The following is a 21,536-nucleotide window of genomic DNA, read 5'->3' on the forward strand; positions in this document are numbered from 1 at the left end:
GAGGAAACAATGGGATGAAAAATAACATTAGCTTGCTTCTCGGAATTGGGCTACTCATTTCGATAATCCTTATAGGTCTTGCAGCACCTTGGCTTTCTCCTCACGATCCGTTAACCATTAATTTGAATGAACGACTATCTCCTCCTGGGGGAATCTATCCTTTGGGAACGGATCATCTTGGACGTTGTCTATTATCAAGAATACTTTTTGGTATTCGAACTACTGTCACCTCCGCATGGTTGATTATGATGTTTACCTTATTGATAAGTTTACCCATTGGGCTAGTAAGTGGTTATATTCAAGGACGCACCGATCATTTTATGATGCGAATCGTTGACGGAATTTTTGCAATTCCTGACATTGTTCTCACGATTGCTATTGTTGGCATACTAGGACCGGGCTTTTTTAATATGATTGTTGCGATTATCCTGGTTCGATGGGCGAATTATGTTCGTCTTATTCGTAGTTTGGTTATTAAAGTAGAAAAAGAAGATTATATTCTATCAGCACGGATGTCTGGAAATTCTCATGTACGGATTATGTGGAGGCATATTCTTCCGCAAATATATTCGCCAATGCTCGTTTTTGGAGCACTCGATATGGGAAGAATTGTGATTTTGATTGCGGGGTTGTCATTCATTGGGCTAGGGACACAGCCGCCAACACCAGAGTGGGGAGTCATGTTACATGATGCGACAAGTTATTTTCAAATGGCACCACATGTGATGATTTTTCCAGGTCTAGCGATTTTGTTTTTTGTAGTAGCTTGTCAATTGGTGAGTGAAAGGTTGGGAAAGCTAGGTGAGAGAGAATGACAGAGCAGAAAGATATTATATTACGTGTGGATCAGATAGGCATTGCCCATCAACATACTCAACTTGTTAATGATGTAAGCTTTCAAGTGAATCGTGGTGAAATCGTTGCTTTAACTGGTCCAAGTGGGTGTGGTAAAAGCTTAACTGCACAGGCAATTGTTGGTTTACTTGACCCAGGAATGCGAGTCACAAATGGAACTATTTATTACAAGGAATGCAACGTTTTAAAGAATAGTAGAGAAATGTGGCAACAATTACGTCGTGAAGAGGTTTCTTTACTTATCCAAGACTCAATCAATGGCCTAAACCCAATTCAAACCATTAGAAAACAAATGATTGAGACATTGAAGTTAAAGAAAAAGTTAAAAAAGGGGGAAGTGAATACGTATTTCAACGCATTGTTAAGTGAAGTCGGATTTGAGGATCCAGAACAAATTCTTTCCTCTTACTCTTTCGAACTTAGTGGAGGAATGAGGCAAAGGGTTTTAATCGCGATGATGCTGAGTTTAGAACCAAAGCTACTCATAGCTGATGAACCAACAACGGCACTAGACTTTATTAACCGGGAGAAGGTTTTATCATTATTACAAAAACTGCAACGGGCTTATGAGCTTTCGATCGTGCTCATTTCTCATGATCAAAGGCGCATAAAAAAATTTGCAGACCGCGTCTTTCTAATGAGTCAAGGGGGTACTGTATCATGACAGTCCTAGAGTTAATTAACGTTACAAAAGAATATCCTGTAAGAAGATTAAAAAAACCATTGTTTCAGGCGAGGCCGACCTTCCGAGCGATTAAGAAAGTCAATCTAACCTTAAAGAAAGGTGAGAGTGTAGGGCTAGTTGGTGAAAGCGGGAGTGGTAAAAGTACATTGGCGAAGTTAGTGATGAAGCTTGAGTCTTTAACGGCGGGCAGCATTTACGTAAATGGGCACCATATTAACGATAAGAACATGAACGGTCGATCTCTTTATAAACAATTACAAATAGTATTACAGGATTCTTCATCATCCTTACACCCGAAAATGTGCGTGAGAGATATCTTGTTAGAACCAATTCAGAACTATTTTCCAAATGAACAAGATGTGGAACAAAGGTGCTCAATCTTAATGAATCAAGTCAATCTTGATTCCTCATTCTTAAGAAGATACCCTCATCAATTAAGTGGCGGACAAAAGCAAAGAGTTTGCATTGCAAAAGCTTTGGCTGCTCAGCCTACACTTATAATTTTTGATGAATCGTTAGTTGGTTTGGACCAAGAAGCTCAGTTAGAGATGATTACTATGTTAAAGAAAATTCAAGAAAAACAACAGATTTCCTATGTTTTTATAACGCATGACCTTCATTCCACGAAATTATTATGTGACCGAGTAGCTGTGATGTATAAAGGAGAGATTGTTGAAATATTTAGTGATTGGGATGTGAATCAATTTCAACATCCCTATTCCAAATTGTTGTTTCAAACCTTAATGGACTAACGTCTACATAAACTAGTCGTAAAGGAGTTCGTACAATGAGAGAAACAAAGCTGCTTTCAATGGAGCATATCTGGCAAGAAGGAATGAAAGATAATAACGGTCAAATTCCTAAGCGAATGATCGATGATAAACTCGAAGAAAATTTCTGGAATCAGCATATTTGTAAAAGATCTCATAATGATTTCATCGATAGCTATACAATAGATGTTTCTAGAGCATTACTCACATATATAGAGGAAACGGACTCTGTTATTGAAATTGGTCCAGGTTGGGGGAACTATACCTTTACACTTGCGAAAAAAGCAAATCATGTAACATGCATTGAGCCTTCTGAGAGTTGTTTACAATTTCTACGGGAAGTAAGTGAACTCAACCAGCATTCAATATCATTTGTCCAAAAGAAATGGGAAGATTATTCTCGCGATGAAAAAGTGGATGTGGTTGTAGGTATAAATTGCTTTTACCGGATGTTTGATATAAAAAAAGCGTTGCTATTGATGAATCAAATTTCTTCAAAACGTGCGATTATTGGAATGACGACTGCTCCGATGCGCCCACATTATCTAGATTTAGCAAGAGATTATGGGGTAAAGCTTACCTACCCAAAGCGTGATTATCTCCATTTGTATCATTTACTTTATGAACTCGGGATTTATGCCAATTGCACCATGATTCCTCTAAAAAAAACCTATACCTTTCAATCGTATGAACAATTAATCGCTAAGAATTCAGTAAGATTAGCGACCCAGATTGATTCAAAGCTTATCGAAAGGTCGCTTCTTCCATATATCGAAGAAAAAGATGGAACCTATTATTATACTCATTCTTTTTATGCTGCGTTAATTGATTGGCAGCCAGTTAGCTCCCATCTGGGTTTCCCGATACATGTTTAATAGAGAATCAAAACGGTTATATACCTACATACGAAGATATTCATCTTCTAAATTAAAGGAGGACTATTTAATGATTGAGGTAAAAGAACTCCAGCAATTAAAAGAGAAGACGGAATCGAAAAGATATGTCACCATTTACTTAAATACCGACCAATCTAACATGGATCAAAAAAAGGGTGAATGGAAAATAAGGTTAAAAAATGGACTAAAGAAACTTGAAGAATATATTGAGGCCAGTAATTCAGACGAGTTACAAGCTTTTAAAAAAATAAAGAAATTTGCTTTAAAAGAAATTACTGACATGCAAACGTCATTACCAAAAAGTATATTGTTTATCGGTACAACAGATGGAGAATGGTACGTAAAGGAACTACAAGTTAAAGTTGAGAACGATTTTTCTTGGGAAATAGAGCCTAATCTAACCCAACTGCACCAATTGGAAGAACTTTATCCAGTATCAGGCGTTCTTCTCATTCAAAAGCTTAATATGCTCTCAGTTGAGACAGTACTTGGTGAAATAACTAATGAAGTGAGTTTTGCTTGGGACTTGGAAACAGAGGATTGGAGAAAATATGAAGGTGTTGCAGCAACGGAAAGACATGCCTCTGGTGCAAATCATAGAGACCAATTCGAGCAACGCTTTGAGGCGAATCAGCAAAGATGGTATAAGGAGCTGGCGTCCTTAGTTGAGAAGGAAGCAAAGCTTAGAGGTTGGACGAGCATTTATTTAGTCGGTGCTCCAGAAATATTGACAGAGTTTAGTAAGCATCTAACTTATAAGCATGTGGAAAAATTCAAGAAAAACTTAACGAATTTTAAGTCTCAAGAAATAGTAAATGAAGTTCTTGCTTCTTAGCATCAAATGATGAAAGAGTCAGCCAAACGTGGTTGACTCTTTTCTATTAATTACAAAGACCTGATTGGCTTCGCTGCTAAAAAGAATAGCTGCTGCGCAAAGCCATTGAAACCGAACCTTTTTAAATCTTCAAAGAAGCGGCAATGACTCCGATGTCGCACGCCAGTTATGAGAAATCCGCTCATAACGAGCTTATAATATAGCGACGTCTCCACTCCTTGCTTAAGGCACTGAAAAAGGTAAAAAAATCGTATCCTTTTCAGTACCCTCTGCTGCACAGCTTTTCTAGTGTGATATACTACAGGAAGTAGATAGCTCATGAGGTGAGTAGATGAGTACGAATTTATTAAAGGAATTACTTGAGTTAACAGATGAGGAAAAAGAAATTTTAAAGACAAATAAAACGATTACAAAAGATACCTATACATCTCAAGCAGATTTCATTATTGAGAGTGAGAAGTTTCTTAATCCAGATACTATGATTATGGTTCGTAAGCATACTCGTTTTATTGATTTTCCTAAGCATAAGCATAATTATATTGAACTGAATTATGTGTTTCATGGAAGTTTGAATCAAACGGTAGGAGGGGAAAGGTTACGACTAAAAAAGGGTGAATTACTTTTTTTAAACCAATATATTGAGCATGAAATTGAGGCTTGTCAGGAAGAAGACATTATCATGAATTTTATCATTCAGCCTCGCTTTTTTGAATTTGTTTTCTCTTTTTTAAATACAGAAAATAAGGTTAGTAACTTTTTAGTGAATAGTCTTTACAATCATACTCAGGACGGACATTATTTATATTTTAAAATAGCTGAGGTAGAAAGCATTCAAGAGCTGATCCATAAAATTATTAATGAAATCATGCATCCGACTTTTATGTCTGAATCTACAATTAAGCTCTATATAGGTTTGCTCGTTGTGGAGTTAATTAAGCATTCTGATAAAGTGGAGCAAACCAAAGATCAGTCGATGAAGCATATGCTGGTCATTGAATCATTAAAATATATATACTCCAATTATCAAAAAGCATCATTGTATGAATTGTCAGAACATTTAAATCAACCCCATTATTTAGTTAGCAAAATGATTAAATTGGCAACAAGGCATACCTTTAAAGAGCTATTACAGGAAAGAAGGCTACTAATAGCAAAGGAACTCCTCGAAACCAGTAGTGTTCCGATTTCGTCAATTGTCGAAGAAATCGGCTATGATAACATTAGTTATTTTTATCGAATCTTCAAAGAAAAATATGGTAAAACACCTAAGAAGTATAGAGAAAGCTATTGAGGCAAATGCCCGGTAGCTTTTTTGTTTTTTTCTGTTAAATCTGTGTTTTTTGCAAATAAGGACAATAAATAGATAAATGCCGTTATATTTTAATCGCTTGTTCTTGTATAAGATAGATGATAGTAAGCGTTTTCTAATAGGGGTGAGACAATATGGGTAAATATAGTTTAGCCGTTGATATCGGCGCTTCAAGCGGAAGACTCATCTTAGGGCATCTTGAAGAAGAACAGTTAAAGCTAAGAGAAATACACCGATTTAAAAATAAAATTGTTCAAAAGAATAATCATTTTTGTTGGGAAGTTGATAAACTGTTTTCAGAAATAAAAACAGGAATAAAAAAATGCTTAGAGGATGGTGTCAAGCCAAGCAGCATTGGCATTGACACATGGGCAGTTGACTTTGTCCTATTGGATGAAAATGATGAACTTCTTACGGATGCTGTGGCTTATCGCGATTCAAGAACCGATGGCATGATGGAAGAAGTATCAAAAGAAATTATCAAGGAACGTCTTTATTTAGAGACGGGGATTCAGTTTCAAAAATTCAATACGATTTATCAATTATATTCTTTGAAACAAAAGAATCCAGAAGTACTAGAGAAAGCCAAAACATTTTTAATGATTCCTGACTATTTTAATTTTCTTTTAACAGGGAAAAAGGTTAATGAATACACAAATGCCACGTCAACACAATTAGTCAATGCGTTCACAAAAAAATGGGATAAACAGTTACTTGAGCAACTTGGTATTCCAACCGAGATGTTCCAAGACATTCAGGCCCCTAAATCCGTAGTTGGTTCACTTAAGAAAGAGCTAGTTGCAGAACTTGGTTTTGATATGGATGTCGTGTTACCGGCAACTCACGATACTGGATCTGCGGTGGTGGCTGTGCCTGAGTTAAATGAAACGATTTATATTAGTTCGGGGACATGGTCCCTTATTGGAGTTGAAAATCACTTCCCAATTTGTGTCACAAAAGCACTTGATTATAATTTCACAAATGAAGGCGGTGTTGATTATCGCTTCCGCTTCTTGAAGAACATAATGGGTCTTTGGATGATTCAAGAGGTGAAACGAATGTACAATGACAAGTATTCATTTGCTGAGCTTGTTGAATTAAGTCGAGATGCTGAACACTTTTTCTCAACGGTAAATGTTGATGATGCTAGATTCCTACTGCCTGAGAATATGATTGAAGAAATTCAAAGCTATTGCAAGGAATTAGAACAGCCTGTTCCTGAAACACCAGGTGAAGTAGCAAAGTGTGTATTTGATAGCTTAGCACATAGTTATCAAACTGCTGTAGGGGAAATTGAGGATATTTTCGAGAGAAAATTTAATACAATTAACGTCATTGGCGGCGGCTGTCAAAATGAATTATTAAACCAACTGGTCGCTGATGTGACAAAAAAAGACGTGTATGCAGGACCAGTCGAAGCAACAGCCATCGGAAATATTGCTGTCCAATTAATGTCACTTGGAGAAATAAAAGATATTGAGCACGCAAGAACAATTATTAAGAACTCGTTTGAAGTGAAGAAGTATGTCGCAAACTAATTCTAAGAAAAGAGGGATTTTATGAGTAACCAACGTCAATTTGAAGATGCAAAAAAGCAGTATGAAAAATGGGGAGTTAATGTAGAGGAAATTTTTGAGCAACTTGAAAAAGTCGCAATTTCCGTACATTGCTGGCAAGGCGATGATGTAGGTGGATTTGAAACAAATCAAAATGAATTATCTGGTGGGATTGATGTCACAGGAAATTATCCTGGTAAAGCACGTACACCAGACGAACTTCGTAGCGATCTTGAAAAGGCATTATCACTTATTCCTGGTAAGCATAAAGTTAATTTACATGCAATTTACGCGGAAACAGATGGAGAAGTTGTTGAGCGAGACCAACTAGAACCAAAGCATTTCAAAAATTGGGTGGAATGGGCAAAGGAACAAGGTGTTGGCTTAGATTTTAATCCGACATTATTCTCTCATGAAAAATCCTCAGAAGGCTTAACATTATCTCATCCAGACCCAGAGATTCGTCAATACTGGATCGATCATTGTATTGCAAGTCGAAAAATCGGTGCTTATTTTGGTGAAGAATTAAACACACCATGTCTTACAAACATTTGGATTCCTGATGGTTACAAGGATGTACCAAGCGATCGTTTAACACCGAGAAAGAGATTGAAAAACTCATTAGATGAGATATTCAGTGTTGATATAAATGAAACTCATAATATTGATGCCGTTGAAAGTAAATTATTTGGGATTGGTTCTGAATCCTACGTTGTTGGTTCTCATGAATTCTATCTAAGCTATGCTTTGAAAAATAACAAGCTTTGTTTACTAGATACAGGACATTATCATCCAACAGAAATGGTTTCTAATAAAATATCAGCGATGCTGTTATTCTCGGATAAACTCGCATTACACGTATCACGCCCAGTTCGTTGGGATAGCGACCATGTTGTTACATTAGATGACGAACTTCGCGAAATTGCCCTTGAAATTGTTCGTAATGATGCACTAGACAAAGTTATGATTGGACTTGATTTCTTTGATGCGAGTATTAACCGCATTGCTGCTTGGACAATTGGTACTCGTAATATGATTAAAGCATTATTGTATGCAATGCTTACACCGAATGACCATTTAAAGCAGCTGCAAGAAGAAGGGAATTTCACTGAAAGACTTGCATTAATCGAAGAATTTAAAACGTATCCGTTCGGAGCAATTTGGAACTATTATTGCGAAAAAATGGGTGTGCCAGCTCAAGAAAACTGGTTAGAAGATGTAAAGCAATATGAGAAAGAAGTTTTATCTAAACGTTCATAAATTAAGAAACATTCAAGTACCCTCTCTAAAACAAAAGTAAAAATAAAATAACAAACATAAACAAAAATGTGTTATGATTAAAACAGATAAAAAAACATAAATTCGGAGGTAATTATGGTTAAAAACTTATGGGTAGAAGCAGAAGCTAGCAAATTAAATGCTGGATTAGACGAATTAGTTTATCGTTCAAATTTGATTGGTTCCGATCGTGCTGTTTGTAATTGGGGTGGCGGTAACACATCAATGAAGACAATTGAAAAGGACTTTAGAGGCCGTGACATAGAAGTAATGTGGGTAAAAGGAAGCGGATCTGACCTTGCAACAATGGGAGCTAAAAATTTCACTGGGTTAGCTCTTGAAGATATTCGTCCTTTAATTGAGCGCGATGAAATGCCTGATGAAGAAATGGTGGCATATCTTGGCCATTGTATGATTGATAGTAAGCATCCTCGAGCTTCAATTGAAACTCTTTTACATGCTTTTCTGCCCTTCAAACATGTAGACCATACGCATCCAGATTCAATTATTAGTCTTTGCTGTGCAGATAACGGTAAAGAATTAGCGAAAGAAATCTTTGGCGACCGTTTTGTTTGGGTACCTTACGTTCGTCCTGGATTTACACTTTCAAAAATGATTGCTGAGGGTGTGAAAAATAATCCAAACGCCGAGCTAGTCTTAATGGAAAAACATGGTCTAGTTGTTTGGGGAGAAACAGCAAAAGAAAGTTATGATAAAACCATTTCTGTTATTAATGAAGCGGCTGAATATATTGCTGCAAAGCAAGATGCAAACAATATTTTTGGTGGCCAAAAATATGAGTCTCTTTCAGAAGAAGAGCGGAAAAATGTATTAGCAACAGTAATGCCAGTTATCCGTGGCGCAGTTAGTGATGAGAAGAAAATGCTTTTAACTTATGACGATGCAGATGAAGTACTTGAATTCGTAAATAGCCATAACGCTCCTGAGCTTTCTCAAGTTGGTGCAGCTTGTCCTGACCACTTGGTTCACACAAAGCGTGTTCCTTTATACATTGATTGGAATCCACAAACCCAAGATGTGAGTGCATTAATTGAAGCAATTAAAGCTGGAGTTAATAACTTTAAGGAAGAGTATAAAGCATATTTTGACCGCAATAAGAGCGAGGGCGATGTAATGTTTGAAGCTGCTCCTCGTGTCATCTTAATTCCAGGTCTTGGTATGGTAAACTCAGGTAAAAACCTTGTAATGGCTAACGTAAGTGGTGCTCTATACCACCGTGCGATTTCAGTTATGAAAGGTTCGACAGCACTTGGAGAATTTGTATCATTAAATGAAAATGAGTCATTCCATATTGAATACTGGCCTTTAGAGCTTTATAAGCTTTCTCTAGCTCCAGCTGAAGCTGAATTTTCTAGAAAAGTTGCCTTTATTACAGGTGGTGCTGGTGGTATCGGAAGTGCAACAGCTCGTCGTCTTGTAGCTGAAGGTGCTCACGTAGTGTTAGCTGACTTAAACCTTGAAGGTGCAGAAAAAGTAGCTGCTGAAATTAACGATGAGTCTGGTGAAGGTCGTGCCCTTGCTGTGAAAATGGATGTTACAAGTGAAGAGCAAGTTCAAGCTGCTTACGCACAAACGGCTTTAACTTACGGTGGTGTTGATATTATCGTTAATAATGCTGGTCTTGCAACATCAAGCCCATTTGATGAGACATCATTGGACGAGTGGAATTTAAACATGAAGGTTCTTGGAACAGGTTACTTCTTAGTTGCTCGTGAAGCGTTCAAGCAAATGAAGGACCAAGCAATTGGCGGAAGCATGGTTTTCATTGGTTCGAAAAACTCTGTTTATGCTGGGAAAAATGCTTCAGCTTACAGCTCAGTCAAAGCGCTTGAAACACATCTTGCTAGATGTATTGCTTCTGAGGGTGGGGAATTTGGTATCCGTGTTAACTCTGTACTTCCTGATGCTGTCCTTCAAGGTTCTGCAATTTGGGGTTCTAGATGGCGTGAAGAACGTGCTGCGGCATACGGTATCGATCCAGACCAACTAGAAGAGCATTATCGTAAGCGTACAACGTTACTTGTTAATATTTATCCAGCAGATATTGCAGAGTCAATTGCATTCTTTGCATCTGACAAATCAGATAGAACAACAGGATGTATGATTACTGTTGATGGTGGAGTACCTGCTGCATTTACTCGTTAATTACATCGAAACGGGGGTTAGACTCAACTGAGTCTGACCCCTTTCTTTATAGAGACAAAAATATAGTCAAAAGAGTGGCAAAGACGCCGCACCCCGAACGCCAAGCGATGAGAGCCTCATATATAGTGAGTTTTAATTCATTCGATACACGCTCATTACGGCTTGGTCTGTACAATAACGGAAAAAACACTCTTTTTTTGAACAGACATTTTAGCAATTTGTAAAGTAGGTTGAGAAAGCCTGTTATAAAGGGGAGTGGACATATTGCTTGTTTCAGAGAGACACAAAAAAATTGTTGAAATAGTAAATGAGAAAGATAGTATTCGTGTCTCTGACTTAAGCAAGTATTTTAAATTAACAGAAGAGACGATTCGAAGAGATTTAGAAAAACTAGAAGGTGAAAGCAAGTTAAATCGTAGTCACGGCGGAGCAGTACGTATTCCCGCACAAGTAGAATCCCCTTTTTTTGAACGTGAAATTATAAATATAAAAGAAAAAGAAGAAGTTGCTAAAGAAGCGGTAAAGTTCATCTGTTCTCATGACTGTATTATGCTTGATGCCAGTTCGACTGCGTGGTATATGGCAAAAATCATACCTGATATTCCGTTAACTGTGTTAACGAATTCGATGAAAGTTGTAATGGAGTTATCAAAGCGAGAACACATTACAGTCATGACCACGGGAGGGACGTTGCTCGCAAAATCTTTATCATTTGTTGGTCCATTAGCAGAACAAGGACTGATGCAGTATCACCTAAATAAAGCATTTCTTTCTTGTCACGGTATTCATTCAAAACGAGGGATTAGTGAGTCGAATGAACAGCAAGCGATGTTTAAGAAGAGAGCAATTGACATTTCTGATCAAGTCTTCTTGCTAGCTGACCATTCGAAATTTGAAATCAATTCATTTGCACATATATCATCATTAGCATCGGTTGATTGGATGATTACTGACTCAAGTACAACAAAGGAACAACTTACCAGCTACAAAGCCTTAATTCCGAGTAGCAGTAAACCATCGTGCCTAAGTACCTAGATAGGATGATCTTTTTGTCTAAATCAGGAAACTGGTTTTCTAAAGCGGGAGATTGTGGTAGAATATTAAAGTTTTCCACTAGCATATGAGGGGTTGAGAATTTGACTGGTAAAACACATATTGCAGGTGGACTTTCCGCATGCCTACTCGTAGATACGGTGCTAACCACATATACGGGGTCTCCATTATTTTATCTTGCAGGAATTGGTGGTTCTTTATTACCGGATATTTGCCATAGACGCTCAAAAATTGGAAGGAGGATTCCGATTCTTTCCTATTTTGTTTCGATGTTGTTTGGCCATCGTACATTAACACATAGTCTTCTCTTTGTTGCGTTACTAACGTTATTTGTACATATTGTATTTCCTCAGGCTATGCTAATTCGTGATGGTCTGCTCGTTGGACTTCTAAGTCATATTGTATTAGATATGGCTACGACAAGAGGCGTTCAATTATTTTATCCTTTTTCGGTGAAAATTCGTCTACCGCTGTATACAAAAACAGGAGGAGTAGTGGAATCGGCTATCTTTCTTGGTTTCTGTGCTTATATTCTTATTGTGATTTCCGGAACGGGAGGAAAATTGTGAGGGATAGACGGCTAAGAACTAAAAGCTTCACAGGTTGAAGTCGTCACTCAATAGTTAATTAATTATTGAATGACGACTTCTCAATGTTCTATTGTTTTAGAACGCCTAAAATCTGATGGTAACATTCCGACTGTTTTTTTGAATAGTTTGGTAAAATGTTTAGAACTTTGATAACCAACCTCTTCTGTAATTTCATATAGTTTTAAGTTATCCTCCATTAAAAGTTGTTTCGCAAGTTCCATTCTCTGATTAATTACATAATTAATAAAATTTTGACCAGTTGTTTGCTTAAATAATACACTTAAATAATTAGGGTTCATACTTATGTGTTCGGCTGCTGAAAGTAATGTAAGGTTTTTATTAATATTTTGATGAATAAAAGTTTTTACTTTTTCTATCACATAGAAATTAGATTTGTCTTTTTTTTTGGTTACTTACTTCAATAAGAGTTAAAGCAATATCTGTCAATTTCTGAGTAATCATATCAATGTTCAGAAAGGTTGATTGAAATTGCTCAAATGATAAATAAGAAAACGTATTATCATCATTAATCATTCCATTTTGTAGGGAAAACTGTTTTCAAATCATACCGTTAATTAAGCCTGTTACAATGACAGCAGTTATTATCCAAGTCCTAGCTGTTTGGAATGATTTCTTTTTACCTGTTGTCTTTTTAAACACCGAAGAGTTACGTACTGTTCAAGTGGCAATCTATTCTTTCATTGGCCGATATTCGAATAGTTGGGAGCATATGTTTCCGATAATCTTTATTGGTATTTTACCAGTTTTACTCATGTACTTTTTTCTTCAACGGTATATTATTGCAGGAATTACTGCAGGTTCCGTAAAAGGATAAACAAGAGAGCTGAAATATCGATTTTATCATCATAAAAGAGAAGGTGAAAAAATGATAAAAGTCATCCAGAAAAATAGTGTGAAAGATTCGCGGGTGCGTGAATATGTGTCACCTGTAAAAATACTTTGGACCTCAAACAATAAAAAATCAGTCGTTGAAAATCCTCAAGCTTTATTAGAGAACTGTGATGGGCAAGTTACTCTCTCTGCAGACAATGCTTGTGTTCTACGAAACAGAGGCGAAGAAGCTAGTATTCTACTCGATTATGGAGTCGAGATTTATGGTGGCGTACAAATAGCCGTATGGGAATGTGGCATTGTTCCTCGCTCCGCAAAAATTCGTGTGCGCTTCGGGGAGTCTGCAATGGAAGCGATGAGCGAGGTTGGTAGTAACAATACGGCAACGAATGACCATGCCATGCGTGATCAAGTCATCGAAGTCAGTAGACTTGGTTCGACGGAAATTGGAAATACAGGGTTTCGTTTTGTTCGGATAGACCTGCTTGATGAAGGGAACTATATCGAATTGAAAAGTGTTCGTGCAGTCTTTCTTCATCGTGATTTGAAATATATAGGAAGTTTTCATAGTAGTGACCCTGTTCTTAATCAAGTTTGGGAAACGGGTGCCTATACGGTTCATTTAAATATGCAGGATTATTTATGGGATGGTATCAAGCGGGATCGATTGGTTTGGATTGGTGATATGCATCCTGAAACGTCAACGATTCAAGCGGTATTTGGAAATCACGATATTGTGAAGGAAAGCCTTGATTTTGTGAGAGATTGTTCTCCCCTGCCGATTTGGATGAATACGTTTCCAAGCTATTCGATTTGGTGGATAATCATTCACCATGATTGGTACATGCAGTATGGAGACCTTGAATATTTGAGAGAACAAAGAGAGTATTTAATTGGGTTGTTGAAGCAGTTAGCTGATTACATTGATGAGAAAGGAAATGTTACCGCTCCTAATCCTTTTTTAGATTGGCCGTCTAGCTCGAATAAAGAAGGAGTTCTTGCAGGAATTCATGCTTTGTTTACATTAGCGATGATGAATGGTGCGAAGCTTTGTACGGTATTAGAGGAAAAAGAAACAATTCAACAGTGCAACAAAGCAGAAAAAAGGCTGCGTTCAAATATCCCTAACCATGCAAATAGTAAACAGGCTGCAGCTTTGCTAGCATTGGCTGGACTTATGTCTGCTGAGGAAGCTAGTTCTAGTGTTATTAGCGTCGATGGTGTAAAGGATTTTTCCACTTTCTATGGATACTATATGCTTATGGCTCAGGCAGAGGCTGGAGATATTCAATCTGGTCTAGATAGCATTCGTGAATACTGGGGCGGCATGTTACGTCTTGGAGCCACAACGTTTTGGGAGGATTTTGATATTTCTTGGTTAAAGAATGCAGCGAGCATTGATGAATTAACACCAGAAGGAAAAGTAGATGTTCATGGTCAATACGGGGACTACTGCTACGTCGGGTATCGACACAGCTTTTGCCATGGTTGGGCTTCTGGTCCTACAGCATGGTTGTCTCGCTATGTATTAGGAATTGAAATCCTTGAATCTGGTTGTAGAAAGGTTCGCATTTCGCCGCACCTTGGTGATTTAGAGTGGGTAGAAGGAACGTTTCCTACACCGTTCGGTCCAATATCTGTTAAACATATGAAACAAACAGATGGAAGTATCGCAACAGAGGTTCACGTGCCAGATGAGATCGCGGTTTGCTAATAAAACGAATATTTTAAATGATTAGGGGTTGCCCCAAAAGGTTAGAAAATCAATCTTTAAAGGCAACCTCTTTTTCTGTTTATTTTAATGTATAAAAAAGAAATGTTTGGAAAAAATGGTAGGTAGCATACTTATGTGACGTTTTTCTCTTACGTCCCTAGGAACGACTATAATGAGATGGAGGTCGGATGGAGATGAGAGTTCTATCCAGTTTACTAAGTGCACTACTTGTTATGAGTTTAATGACACCATTTGTTAGTGCAGAGGAAAAGCAAGCAAATCAAGCAAAATTAGCGGAAAAGGCATCATCGGCAATCGTCATTGAGCGGGATACGGGTGAAGTTATATTTAATAAAAATAGTCACGAAAAGCTACCGCCCGCAAGTATGACGAAAATTATGACGATGCTTCTAATTATGGAGGCGATCGATAATGGATCGCTTACTTATGAAGACAAAATCCGTACAAGTGAATTCGCTGCTTCGATGGGAGGTTCCCAAATATTTTTGGAGCCTGGTGAAGAAATGACCGTAACTGAAATGTTAAAAGCGATAGCAGTCGCCTCAGGCAATGATGCATCAGTTGCCATGGCTGAACATATTGCTGGCACGGAAGAAGAATTTGTAGAAATGATGAATGAAAAAGCCAAGGAGCTCGGATTAGAAAATACGAATTTTGTGAATTCGAATGGCTTGCCAGCAGAAAATCATTATACAACAGCCTATGATTTAGCGATGATCTCAAAGGAATTATTAAAATATGAAGATATCACAAAATTTACTGGCATTTACGAAGACTATCTCCGGGAAGACACCGATAAGAAATTTTGGCTAGTTAATACAAACAAGCTCGTTAAGTTTTACCCTGGTGTAGATGGATTGAAAACCGGCTTTACTCGTGAGGCGATGTACTGTTTAACAGCTACAGCAGAGAAAAATGGAATGCGTGTCATTTCTGTAATTATGGGGGCGCCTTCACCGAAGGAAAGAAATGCTCAAATCACAAGCATGCTTGATTATTCATTTAGCCAATTTATGACACATAAGTTGTACGAACGCGATCATATTTTAGCAGATGTGAAAGTAAGCAAAGGGGAGCAAAATAAAGTTCCAGTGGCAACCGCTGAGTCTGTTTCTATCTTAACAAAAAAAGGTGTCAACATTGATGATGTCGCTGAACGTCTTGAAATTGACCAAGAGGTGAAAGCTCCAATTAAAAAAGGGGATCGTCTGGGTACACTCTTTGTTGAACGTGAAGGTAAAATTTTAAGTGAAACAGCTTTAGTCGCTAGTGAAGATGTGTTTGATGCTTCTTGGTGGAAATTATTTAAACGAGTATTATCGAATTTTGGAGGAGCCGCATAACGAAAGAACGCTACATTTTGAGAAAGAGCACTAGTTTTGTCACCGGGCAGGGAACTCACAGCTAAAAGGCGAAACTCTCTCTATCAAGAAAAGCAGGGGAACCTGTGAAACTTACCTAGAGGGAGTGAAGAATGTGAGTTTACTCATCGATTTAGAGCGAAAAGGAAGTGTATTGCTCGTTCGTTTAGAGGGTGAATTAGACCACCACACCGCTGAAGAGCTTAGAGGAAAAATTGAAGCCCATCTTGCAGATGCTGATATTTTGCATATTTTGCTAAATCTAGAGCAGTTATCGTTTATGGATAGTTCTGGTCTAGGTGTGATATTAGGAAGATATAAGCAGATAAAAGGAAACGGAGGGGAGATGGTTGTATGTGCTATTTCTCCTGCTGTTAAACGATTATTTGAAATGTCAGGATTGTTTAAAATTATTCGGTTAGAGGAAAGTGAACAATTCGCTCTGCAAACGTTGGGGGTGGCCTAACATGCAAAATATGATGGATTTAAAATTTACAGCATTAAGTCAGAATGAATCATTTGCTCGTGTAACAGTAGGATCATTTATTGCTCAGTTAGACCCAACTATGGATGAAATGACAGAAATCAAAACCGTCGTCTCAGAAGCGGTGACGAACTCAATTATTCATGGATACCATAACAAGCCTGATGGTATGGTGTATATCCATGTAACCATTACAGAGGGAATTATTGAATTAACCATCCGTGATGAAGGAATGGGAATTTCCGATATCGAAGAGGCTCGCCAACCTCTCTATACAACAAAACCTGAACTTGAACGTTCGGGAATGGGCTTTACGATTATGGAGAATTTCATGGATGAGATTAAAGTGATCTCTGAGCCGATGATTGGAACGACGGTGTATTTAAAAAAACACCTAACAAATAACAAAGCGATTTGTAATTAAGGGGTTCTGCCTATATGGATGTAGAGGTTAAACCAGGAACTCAAAGGAAAAAAGCCCATTTTTCCGATCGTGAAGTGAAAGAATTAATAGCTAGAAGTCAAACAGGTGATATGGAAGCTAGGGATTTAATCGTAAATCGAAACACACGCCTAGTTTGGTCGGTGGTTCAACGTTTTATGAATCGAGGCTATGAAGCGGATGATTTATTCCAAATTGGCTGTATTGGACTAATTAAATCAGTTGATAAGTTTGATTTGACTTACGATGTCAAATTTTCAACATATGCAGTCCCAATGATTATCGGTGAAATCCAGCGATTCCTCCGAGATGATGGCACAGTGAAGGTAAGTCGCTCGATTAAAGAGCTAGGAAATAAGATTCGTAAAATGAAAGATGATTTAACGAAATCATTAGGACGTGTTCCGACCATTAATGAGCTAGCCGAACAACTGGAGATTACTCCTGAAGAAGTTGTATTTGCCGGAGAGGCCAGTCGTTCATTGTCTTCTATTCACGAAACAGTCTATGAAAATGATGGTGATCCGATTACGCTCCTTGACCAAATAGCGGATCAAACAGAAACAAAATGGTTTGATAAAATTGCTTTAAAAGAAGCGATTCGTGATTTGGATGAGCGAGAACGCCTAATCGTTTACTTGCGTTACTATAAGGATCAAACCCAATCTGAGGTGGCCACTCGACTGGGAATTTCACAAGTACAAGTATCCCGACTTGAAAAGAAGATTCTCGAACATATGAAGCAGGAAATGGAAGAGCAATAATTGCACCATCACAGTCCAGTGATAAACTGGACTGTTTTTTTTATTAAAAATCACTAATTTAATAATGAATCTGTCGTCTTAGACATAAAATAATATTGACTTTAGAATAGATTTAATCTAACTTCAATCCATGATGATTTATTTATAAAGCAAAATCTTTGAGGGGTAATGATAATGACGGAAGCATTAGTAGGTAGTTTTCTTGCAGCAATGGCTACAGTTATAGGGGCTGTTCCCCTATTTCTAGTTAAAGAATTATCAGAAAAATGGAAGGATATTTTAGTGGCATTTACCGCAGGCATTATGGTTTCCGCCTCAACGTTTGGTTTGATGCCACAAGCACTAGCAGAGTCAGGGATCCTAGTGTTAACGATTGGATTATTAATTGGGGTCATCGTCTTAGATATAATTGAAAAAAATATTCCGCATATTGATGTTGAAAATGAGTCTGGAATTGCATATTTTGACTCGAAATCATTATTGGTTATTATCGCTTTATTTATTCATAATATTCCAGAGGGAATGAGTATGGGGTTTAGTTATGCAAGTCAAAATGAGAACCTTGGTCCAATTGTCGCGATTGCTATTGGAGCTCAGAATATGCCAGAAGGGCTAATTCTCGCTGTTTTCCTAATTAATTCGAATGTCAGCAAATTAAAATCATTTTTCATTGTCTCCTTAACGGCTCTTGTTGAAGTTGTGGCAGCGGTCATAGGATTTTTTGCGGCAAGCTATGTGGAACCGCTTATTGGCTACGGTCTTGCTTTTGCAGCAGGTGCGATGATGTTTATCGTCTACAAGGAGTTAATTCCTGAAAGTCATGGACACGGCTTTGAAAGAGAATCCACCTATTCTTTTATTATCGGTTTAATTATTATGCTTTATATTAGTCATATATTTGGTTAAAGAACTCTTGCCTAGCCTGAGTTCTTTTTTTATACAGTGAAATAGTAAAGCTTGAATGAAATTGACCAATATCAACCATACTACATCGTAATGAGACTCACGAAAGGTGGCGAAGAACGTGCCAGATGAGGTCATGTACATTCGATTGAGACATAGAGTCACAGCAAAAAATGGACAACGTATTCTTATTGGTGATGTGGCACAAGTGATTGCTGATGATTCAATACGTGATCGTATTACAGAGGCAGTTCTTCATGACATTACTCCAAAGGATAACAATGTCATTATCGTGGATGTCATGACGGTAATTGCGATCATTCGTTTATTTCAACCTACTTTAGATATTCAAACGGTCGGACCACCTCAAACCATCATTAGAGTAGAAGCCAAAAAACACCGTATGGGGCCTGTGTATGTGGCCTTTGTCTGGTTTTTGCTATTTATTGGGGCAGGGTTAGCGATTATGAATTTTCATGAAGATGTTAGCATGCAAGCCGTTCACATGCGCATTTTTCAGATGATTACAGGAAATGAATTTGCAAAACCACTAATGCTTCAAGTGCCGTATTCAATTGGCCTGGGCTTAGGGATGATTTTATTTTTTAATCATCTATTTAGAAAAAGAATTAATGAGGAGCCAAGTCCACTTGAGTTAGAAATGTTTAATTACCAGCAGAATATTGATCAGTATGTCAGCCTTCATGAAAACAAAGAGAGCTTTAAAAAAGTAGATGGTGATTGAATCACTCTTTGTGATATTTCTTGGGCTAAGTGGAGGGCTAGCTGTAGGTAGTGGACTTGTTGCATTTTTAACAATGTTAGGTATCGTTCCAAGGTTGACGCAACTTACACGAACACAGCGATATATTCATTTCTATGAATGGGCGCTTATTATCGGAGTGCAATTTGGTACGTGGTCAAGCTTCTATAACTATGAATTGAAATGGTCTGCATTACTCACCATTCCGATTGGTTTAGCTGCGGGGATGTTTATAGGAATGCTTGCAGCTGCGCTAACAGAGGTTTTAAATGTGTTGCCTATACTTGCAAAAAGAGTAGGTATTGCAGAGCGTATGATTACCTTGTTGATGGCCATTGTTTTTGGAAAGATAATAGGGTCCCTGTTTCAATGGCTTTATTTTGTTGACTAAGGAGGCTTGGGAGTGTGCTGACAGATGAGCAAAAACAATATCAAAAAAACATCGGACTTTACCAACCAAAACGTCATGTTGTGAAAAATTGTTTAAAAGCGTTTTTAGTTGGGGGTGCCATTTGTGCAATTGGACAATTTATTAATAATTTTTATATAACGTATTTTCCAATGTCACAAAAAGAAGCAATGAGTCCAACTCTGGCTACGCTTATCTTAATCGCAGCTCTATTAACTGGATTTGGTGTATACGACCGGATCGGTCAGTTTGCCGGAGCTGGCTCTCTTGTCCCTGTCACGGGATTTTCGAATGCGATGACTAGTGCAGCTTTAGAGCACCGCAGTGAGGGGCTTGTGTTTGGGATTGGTGCAAATATGTTTAAATTAACGGGGGCTGTTATTGCTTTTGGTGTTCTATCTGCTTATCTTGTAAGTTTAACTCGGTTGTTAATTAAAATGATAATTCAGTAGGGGGCATAGCGGTGAAGCGATTAGGTAAACAAACATGGAAATTTTCGAATCCTGTTTATGTTCAAGCGACTGGTACGGTCGTTGGCCCACTTGAATCTAAAGGACCATTATCTAATAGTTTTGATCAAGTCTATGACAATCTTTATTGTGGTGAAGATAATTGGGAGCTTGCTGAAAGAAGGCTTATGATGGATTCGATTGAAATTTGCTTAAAAAAGAAAAAGCGGCAAAGGAACGATATTGATTTTTTCTTAGCTGGTGATTTACTTAATCAAACGGTGACTTCGAATTATGTTGCACGGGCGATGGAAGTGCCATTTTTAGGGATGTTTTCAGCGTGCGCTACATCAATGGAAACGTTAGCTCTCGGGGCGATGATGATTGACGGAGGCTACGGTGATTTGGTTCTAGCAGCAACGAGTAGTCATAATGCAACGGCTGAGAGGCAATTTAGATATCCAACCGAATTTGGAGGACAACGACCTGATTCTTCTACCTATACAGTTACAGGTGCTGGTTCAATATTAATTGGCACATCCCCTGCTAAAGTAGCTATAAATGAAGCGACAATAGGAAAAGTGGTTGATATGGGCATCTCAAACCCTTTTCAGATGGGCGAGGCAATGGCTCCAGCCGCGGCTCAAACGATACAGGCTCATTTAAATGAGACCGGTCGTGATGCCATGTATTACGATTTTATTGTGACAGGAGACTTGTCTCGAGTAGGAAGTGGAATTGTTCGTAAGCTTCTTCAAGAGAAGGGGATTGTGTTTAAAAATAATTATGAGGATTGCGGGGTAATGCTCTACCACCCAAATCAGCCTGTATTTTCGGGAGGTAGTGGACCTGCATGTTCAGCCGTTGTTACATACGGACATTTAATGAAGGAAATGGAGCAAGGGAAAATTAAAAAGTTACTTGTCGTAGCGACCGGCGCTCTTCTTAGCCCACTAATGATCCAACAAAAAGAATCGATTCCTTGTATTGCTCACGCGGTAAGTTTCGAAGCAGGAGGTTAGCGAATGGATTACATCATTGCGTTTGTTGTCGGTGGAGCAATTTGTATTGTTGGTCAATTACTACTAGATCTTGGCAAACTCTCACCAACCCATACTCTTAGTACTTTAGTTGTTGCTGGGGCTTTGCTTGATGGTTTTCATTTATATGACCGACTCATTGATTTTGCAGGCGCTGGGGCAACTGTTCCGATTACGAGTTTTGGACATTCTCTCGTTCACGGGGCAATAGCAGAAGGAGAACGCTTTGGTTTTTTAGGAGTGGGTATGGGGGTATTTGAGGTTACCTCCGTTGGGATTTCTTCGACGATTTTATTTAGTTTTTTAGTCGCATTATTTTTTAAACCAAAGGGGTGAAAGGT

Annotated in this window: 24 protein-coding genes; 23 read left to right on the plus strand and 1 reads right to left on the minus strand. The window is 38.0% G+C overall.

Features of this window, described 5'->3' with window-relative positions:
• Positions 1 to 14: 14 nt before the first annotated feature.
• From nikC to CEF19_RS16680, 11 genes are all read left to right on the plus strand, one after another.
• Positions 15 to 815 carry a nickel transporter permease gene (nikC, locus tag CEF19_RS16630; RefSeq protein ID WP_100407086.1) on the plus strand — a complete coding sequence of 267 codons (801 nt, stop codon included), beginning with the start codon at positions 15 to 17 and terminating at the stop codon, positions 813 to 815.
• The gene (locus tag CEF19_RS16635; protein ID WP_100407087.1) at positions 812 to 1,519 is read left to right on the plus strand and encodes an ATP-binding cassette domain-containing protein; all 708 of its coding nucleotides are present in this window, start codon (positions 812 to 814) and stop codon (positions 1,517 to 1,519) included. Before nikC ends, CEF19_RS16635 begins: the two co-directional genes overlap by 4 nt.
• Entirely contained in the window at positions 1,516 to 2,292 is a 777-nt protein-coding gene (locus CEF19_RS16640) for an ABC transporter ATP-binding protein (protein ID WP_100407088.1), read from the plus strand. The genes CEF19_RS16635 and CEF19_RS16640 overlap by 4 nt, the downstream gene beginning before the upstream one ends.
• Before the next feature lie 35 nt (positions 2,293 to 2,327).
• The gene (locus CEF19_RS16645) at positions 2,328 to 3,185 is read left to right on the plus strand and encodes a class I SAM-dependent methyltransferase (protein WP_100407089.1); all 858 of its coding nucleotides are present in this window, start codon (positions 2,328 to 2,330) and stop codon (positions 3,183 to 3,185) included.
• 70 nt (positions 3,186 to 3,255) lie between these two features.
• The gene (locus CEF19_RS16650; protein WP_100407090.1) at positions 3,256 to 4,041 is read left to right on the plus strand and encodes a VLRF1 family aeRF1-type release factor; all 786 of its coding nucleotides are present in this window, start codon (positions 3,256 to 3,258) and stop codon (positions 4,039 to 4,041) included.
• A 331-nt stretch (positions 4,042 to 4,372) separates the two neighbouring features.
• Positions 4,373 to 5,332, plus strand: a complete 960-nt coding sequence (locus CEF19_RS16655; protein ID WP_100407091.1) for an AraC family transcriptional regulator — start codon at positions 4,373 to 4,375, stop codon at positions 5,330 to 5,332.
• A 152-nt stretch (positions 5,333 to 5,484) separates the two neighbouring features.
• Positions 5,485 to 6,888, plus strand: a complete 1,404-nt coding sequence (rhaB, locus tag CEF19_RS16660) for a rhamnulokinase (RefSeq protein ID WP_100407092.1) — start codon at positions 5,485 to 5,487, stop codon at positions 6,886 to 6,888.
• A 21-nt stretch (positions 6,889 to 6,909) separates the two neighbouring features.
• Positions 6,910 to 8,166: an L-rhamnose isomerase gene (gene rhaA, locus CEF19_RS16665; protein WP_100407093.1), complete on the plus strand. Its 1,257-nt coding sequence runs from the start codon at positions 6,910 to 6,912 to the stop codon at positions 8,164 to 8,166.
• A gap of 114 nt (positions 8,167 to 8,280) precedes the next feature.
• Positions 8,281 to 10,350: a bifunctional aldolase/short-chain dehydrogenase gene (locus CEF19_RS16670; protein ID WP_100407094.1), complete on the plus strand. Its 2,070-nt coding sequence runs from the start codon at positions 8,281 to 8,283 to the stop codon at positions 10,348 to 10,350.
• A gap of 264 nt (positions 10,351 to 10,614) precedes the next feature.
• Positions 10,615 to 11,385, plus strand: coding sequence for a DeoR/GlpR family DNA-binding transcription regulator (locus tag CEF19_RS16675; protein WP_100407095.1), 771 nt, complete (start codon positions 10,615 to 10,617; stop codon positions 11,383 to 11,385).
• Between the two features lie 101 nt (positions 11,386 to 11,486).
• Positions 11,487 to 11,972, plus strand: a complete 486-nt coding sequence (locus CEF19_RS16680; RefSeq protein ID WP_100407096.1) for a metal-dependent hydrolase — start codon at positions 11,487 to 11,489, stop codon at positions 11,970 to 11,972.
• Between the two features lie 80 nt (positions 11,973 to 12,052).
• On the opposite strand, the gene CEF19_RS16685 is transcribed toward CEF19_RS16680, so the two are convergent.
• Positions 12,053 to 12,373, minus strand: coding sequence for a helix-turn-helix transcriptional regulator (locus CEF19_RS16685; protein ID WP_100407097.1), 321 nt, complete (start codon positions 12,371 to 12,373; stop codon positions 12,053 to 12,055).
• A gap of 209 nt (positions 12,374 to 12,582) precedes the next feature.
• On the opposite strand from CEF19_RS16685, the gene CEF19_RS16690 reads away from it, so the two are divergent.
• The 12 genes from CEF19_RS16690 (at position 12,583) to spoVAE (ending at position 21,531) form a co-directional block, all read left to right on the plus strand.
• Entirely contained in the window at positions 12,583 to 12,828 is a 246-nt protein-coding gene (locus tag CEF19_RS16690; RefSeq protein WP_100407098.1) for an ABC transporter permease family protein, read from the plus strand.
• 51 nt (positions 12,829 to 12,879) lie between these two features.
• Entirely contained in the window at positions 12,880 to 14,559 is a 1,680-nt protein-coding gene (locus CEF19_RS16695) for an alpha-L-rhamnosidase-related protein (protein WP_100407099.1), read from the plus strand.
• A gap of 188 nt (positions 14,560 to 14,747) precedes the next feature.
• Entirely contained in the window at positions 14,748 to 15,923 is a 1,176-nt protein-coding gene (locus CEF19_RS16700) for a D-alanyl-D-alanine carboxypeptidase family protein (protein WP_100407100.1), read from the plus strand.
• Positions 15,924 to 16,056: 133 nt separating this feature from the next.
• Positions 16,057 to 16,407 carry an anti-sigma F factor antagonist gene (spoIIAA, locus tag CEF19_RS16705; protein WP_100407101.1) on the plus strand — a complete coding sequence of 117 codons (351 nt, stop codon included), beginning with the start codon at positions 16,057 to 16,059 and terminating at the stop codon, positions 16,405 to 16,407.
• A 1-nt stretch (position 16,408) separates the two neighbouring features.
• Entirely contained in the window at positions 16,409 to 16,849 is a 441-nt protein-coding gene (gene spoIIAB / locus CEF19_RS16710; RefSeq protein ID WP_100407102.1) for an anti-sigma F factor, read from the plus strand.
• A gap of 14 nt (positions 16,850 to 16,863) precedes the next feature.
• Positions 16,864 to 17,631, plus strand: coding sequence for an RNA polymerase sporulation sigma factor SigF (sigF, locus tag CEF19_RS16715; protein WP_100407103.1), 768 nt, complete (start codon positions 16,864 to 16,866; stop codon positions 17,629 to 17,631).
• Between the two features lie 174 nt (positions 17,632 to 17,805).
• Positions 17,806 to 18,537 (plus strand): ZIP family metal transporter, encoded by a 732-nt coding sequence (locus CEF19_RS16720; RefSeq protein ID WP_100407104.1) that lies wholly within the window; start codon positions 17,806 to 17,808, stop codon positions 18,535 to 18,537.
• Between the two features lie 133 nt (positions 18,538 to 18,670).
• The gene (locus CEF19_RS16725) at positions 18,671 to 19,279 is read left to right on the plus strand and encodes a stage V sporulation protein AA (protein WP_100408350.1); all 609 of its coding nucleotides are present in this window, start codon (positions 18,671 to 18,673) and stop codon (positions 19,277 to 19,279) included.
• Complete coding sequence (locus CEF19_RS16730) at positions 19,269 to 19,688, plus strand: stage V sporulation protein AB (protein WP_100407105.1); 420 nt, start codon at positions 19,269 to 19,271, stop codon at positions 19,686 to 19,688. Before CEF19_RS16725 ends, CEF19_RS16730 begins: the two co-directional genes overlap by 11 nt.
• Positions 19,689 to 19,705: 17 nt before the next feature.
• On the plus strand, positions 19,706 to 20,158 hold the full coding sequence (spoVAC, locus tag CEF19_RS16735) for a stage V sporulation protein AC (RefSeq protein ID WP_198510374.1): 453 nt from the start codon (positions 19,706 to 19,708) through the stop codon (positions 20,156 to 20,158).
• 11 nt (positions 20,159 to 20,169) lie between these two features.
• Entirely contained in the window at positions 20,170 to 21,177 is a 1,008-nt protein-coding gene (gene spoVAD, locus CEF19_RS16740; protein ID WP_100407107.1) for a stage V sporulation protein AD, read from the plus strand.
• A gap of 3 nt (positions 21,178 to 21,180) precedes the next feature.
• Entirely contained in the window at positions 21,181 to 21,531 is a 351-nt protein-coding gene (gene spoVAE, locus CEF19_RS16745) for a stage V sporulation protein AE (RefSeq protein WP_100407108.1), read from the plus strand.
• Positions 21,532 to 21,536: the final 5 nt, after the last annotated feature.

The organism is Bacillus solitudinis (genome assembly GCF_002797395.1).
In the GTDB taxonomy this organism is placed as follows: domain Bacteria; phylum Bacillota; class Bacilli; order Bacillales; family Bacillaceae_D; genus Halalkalibacter_A; species Halalkalibacter_A solitudinis.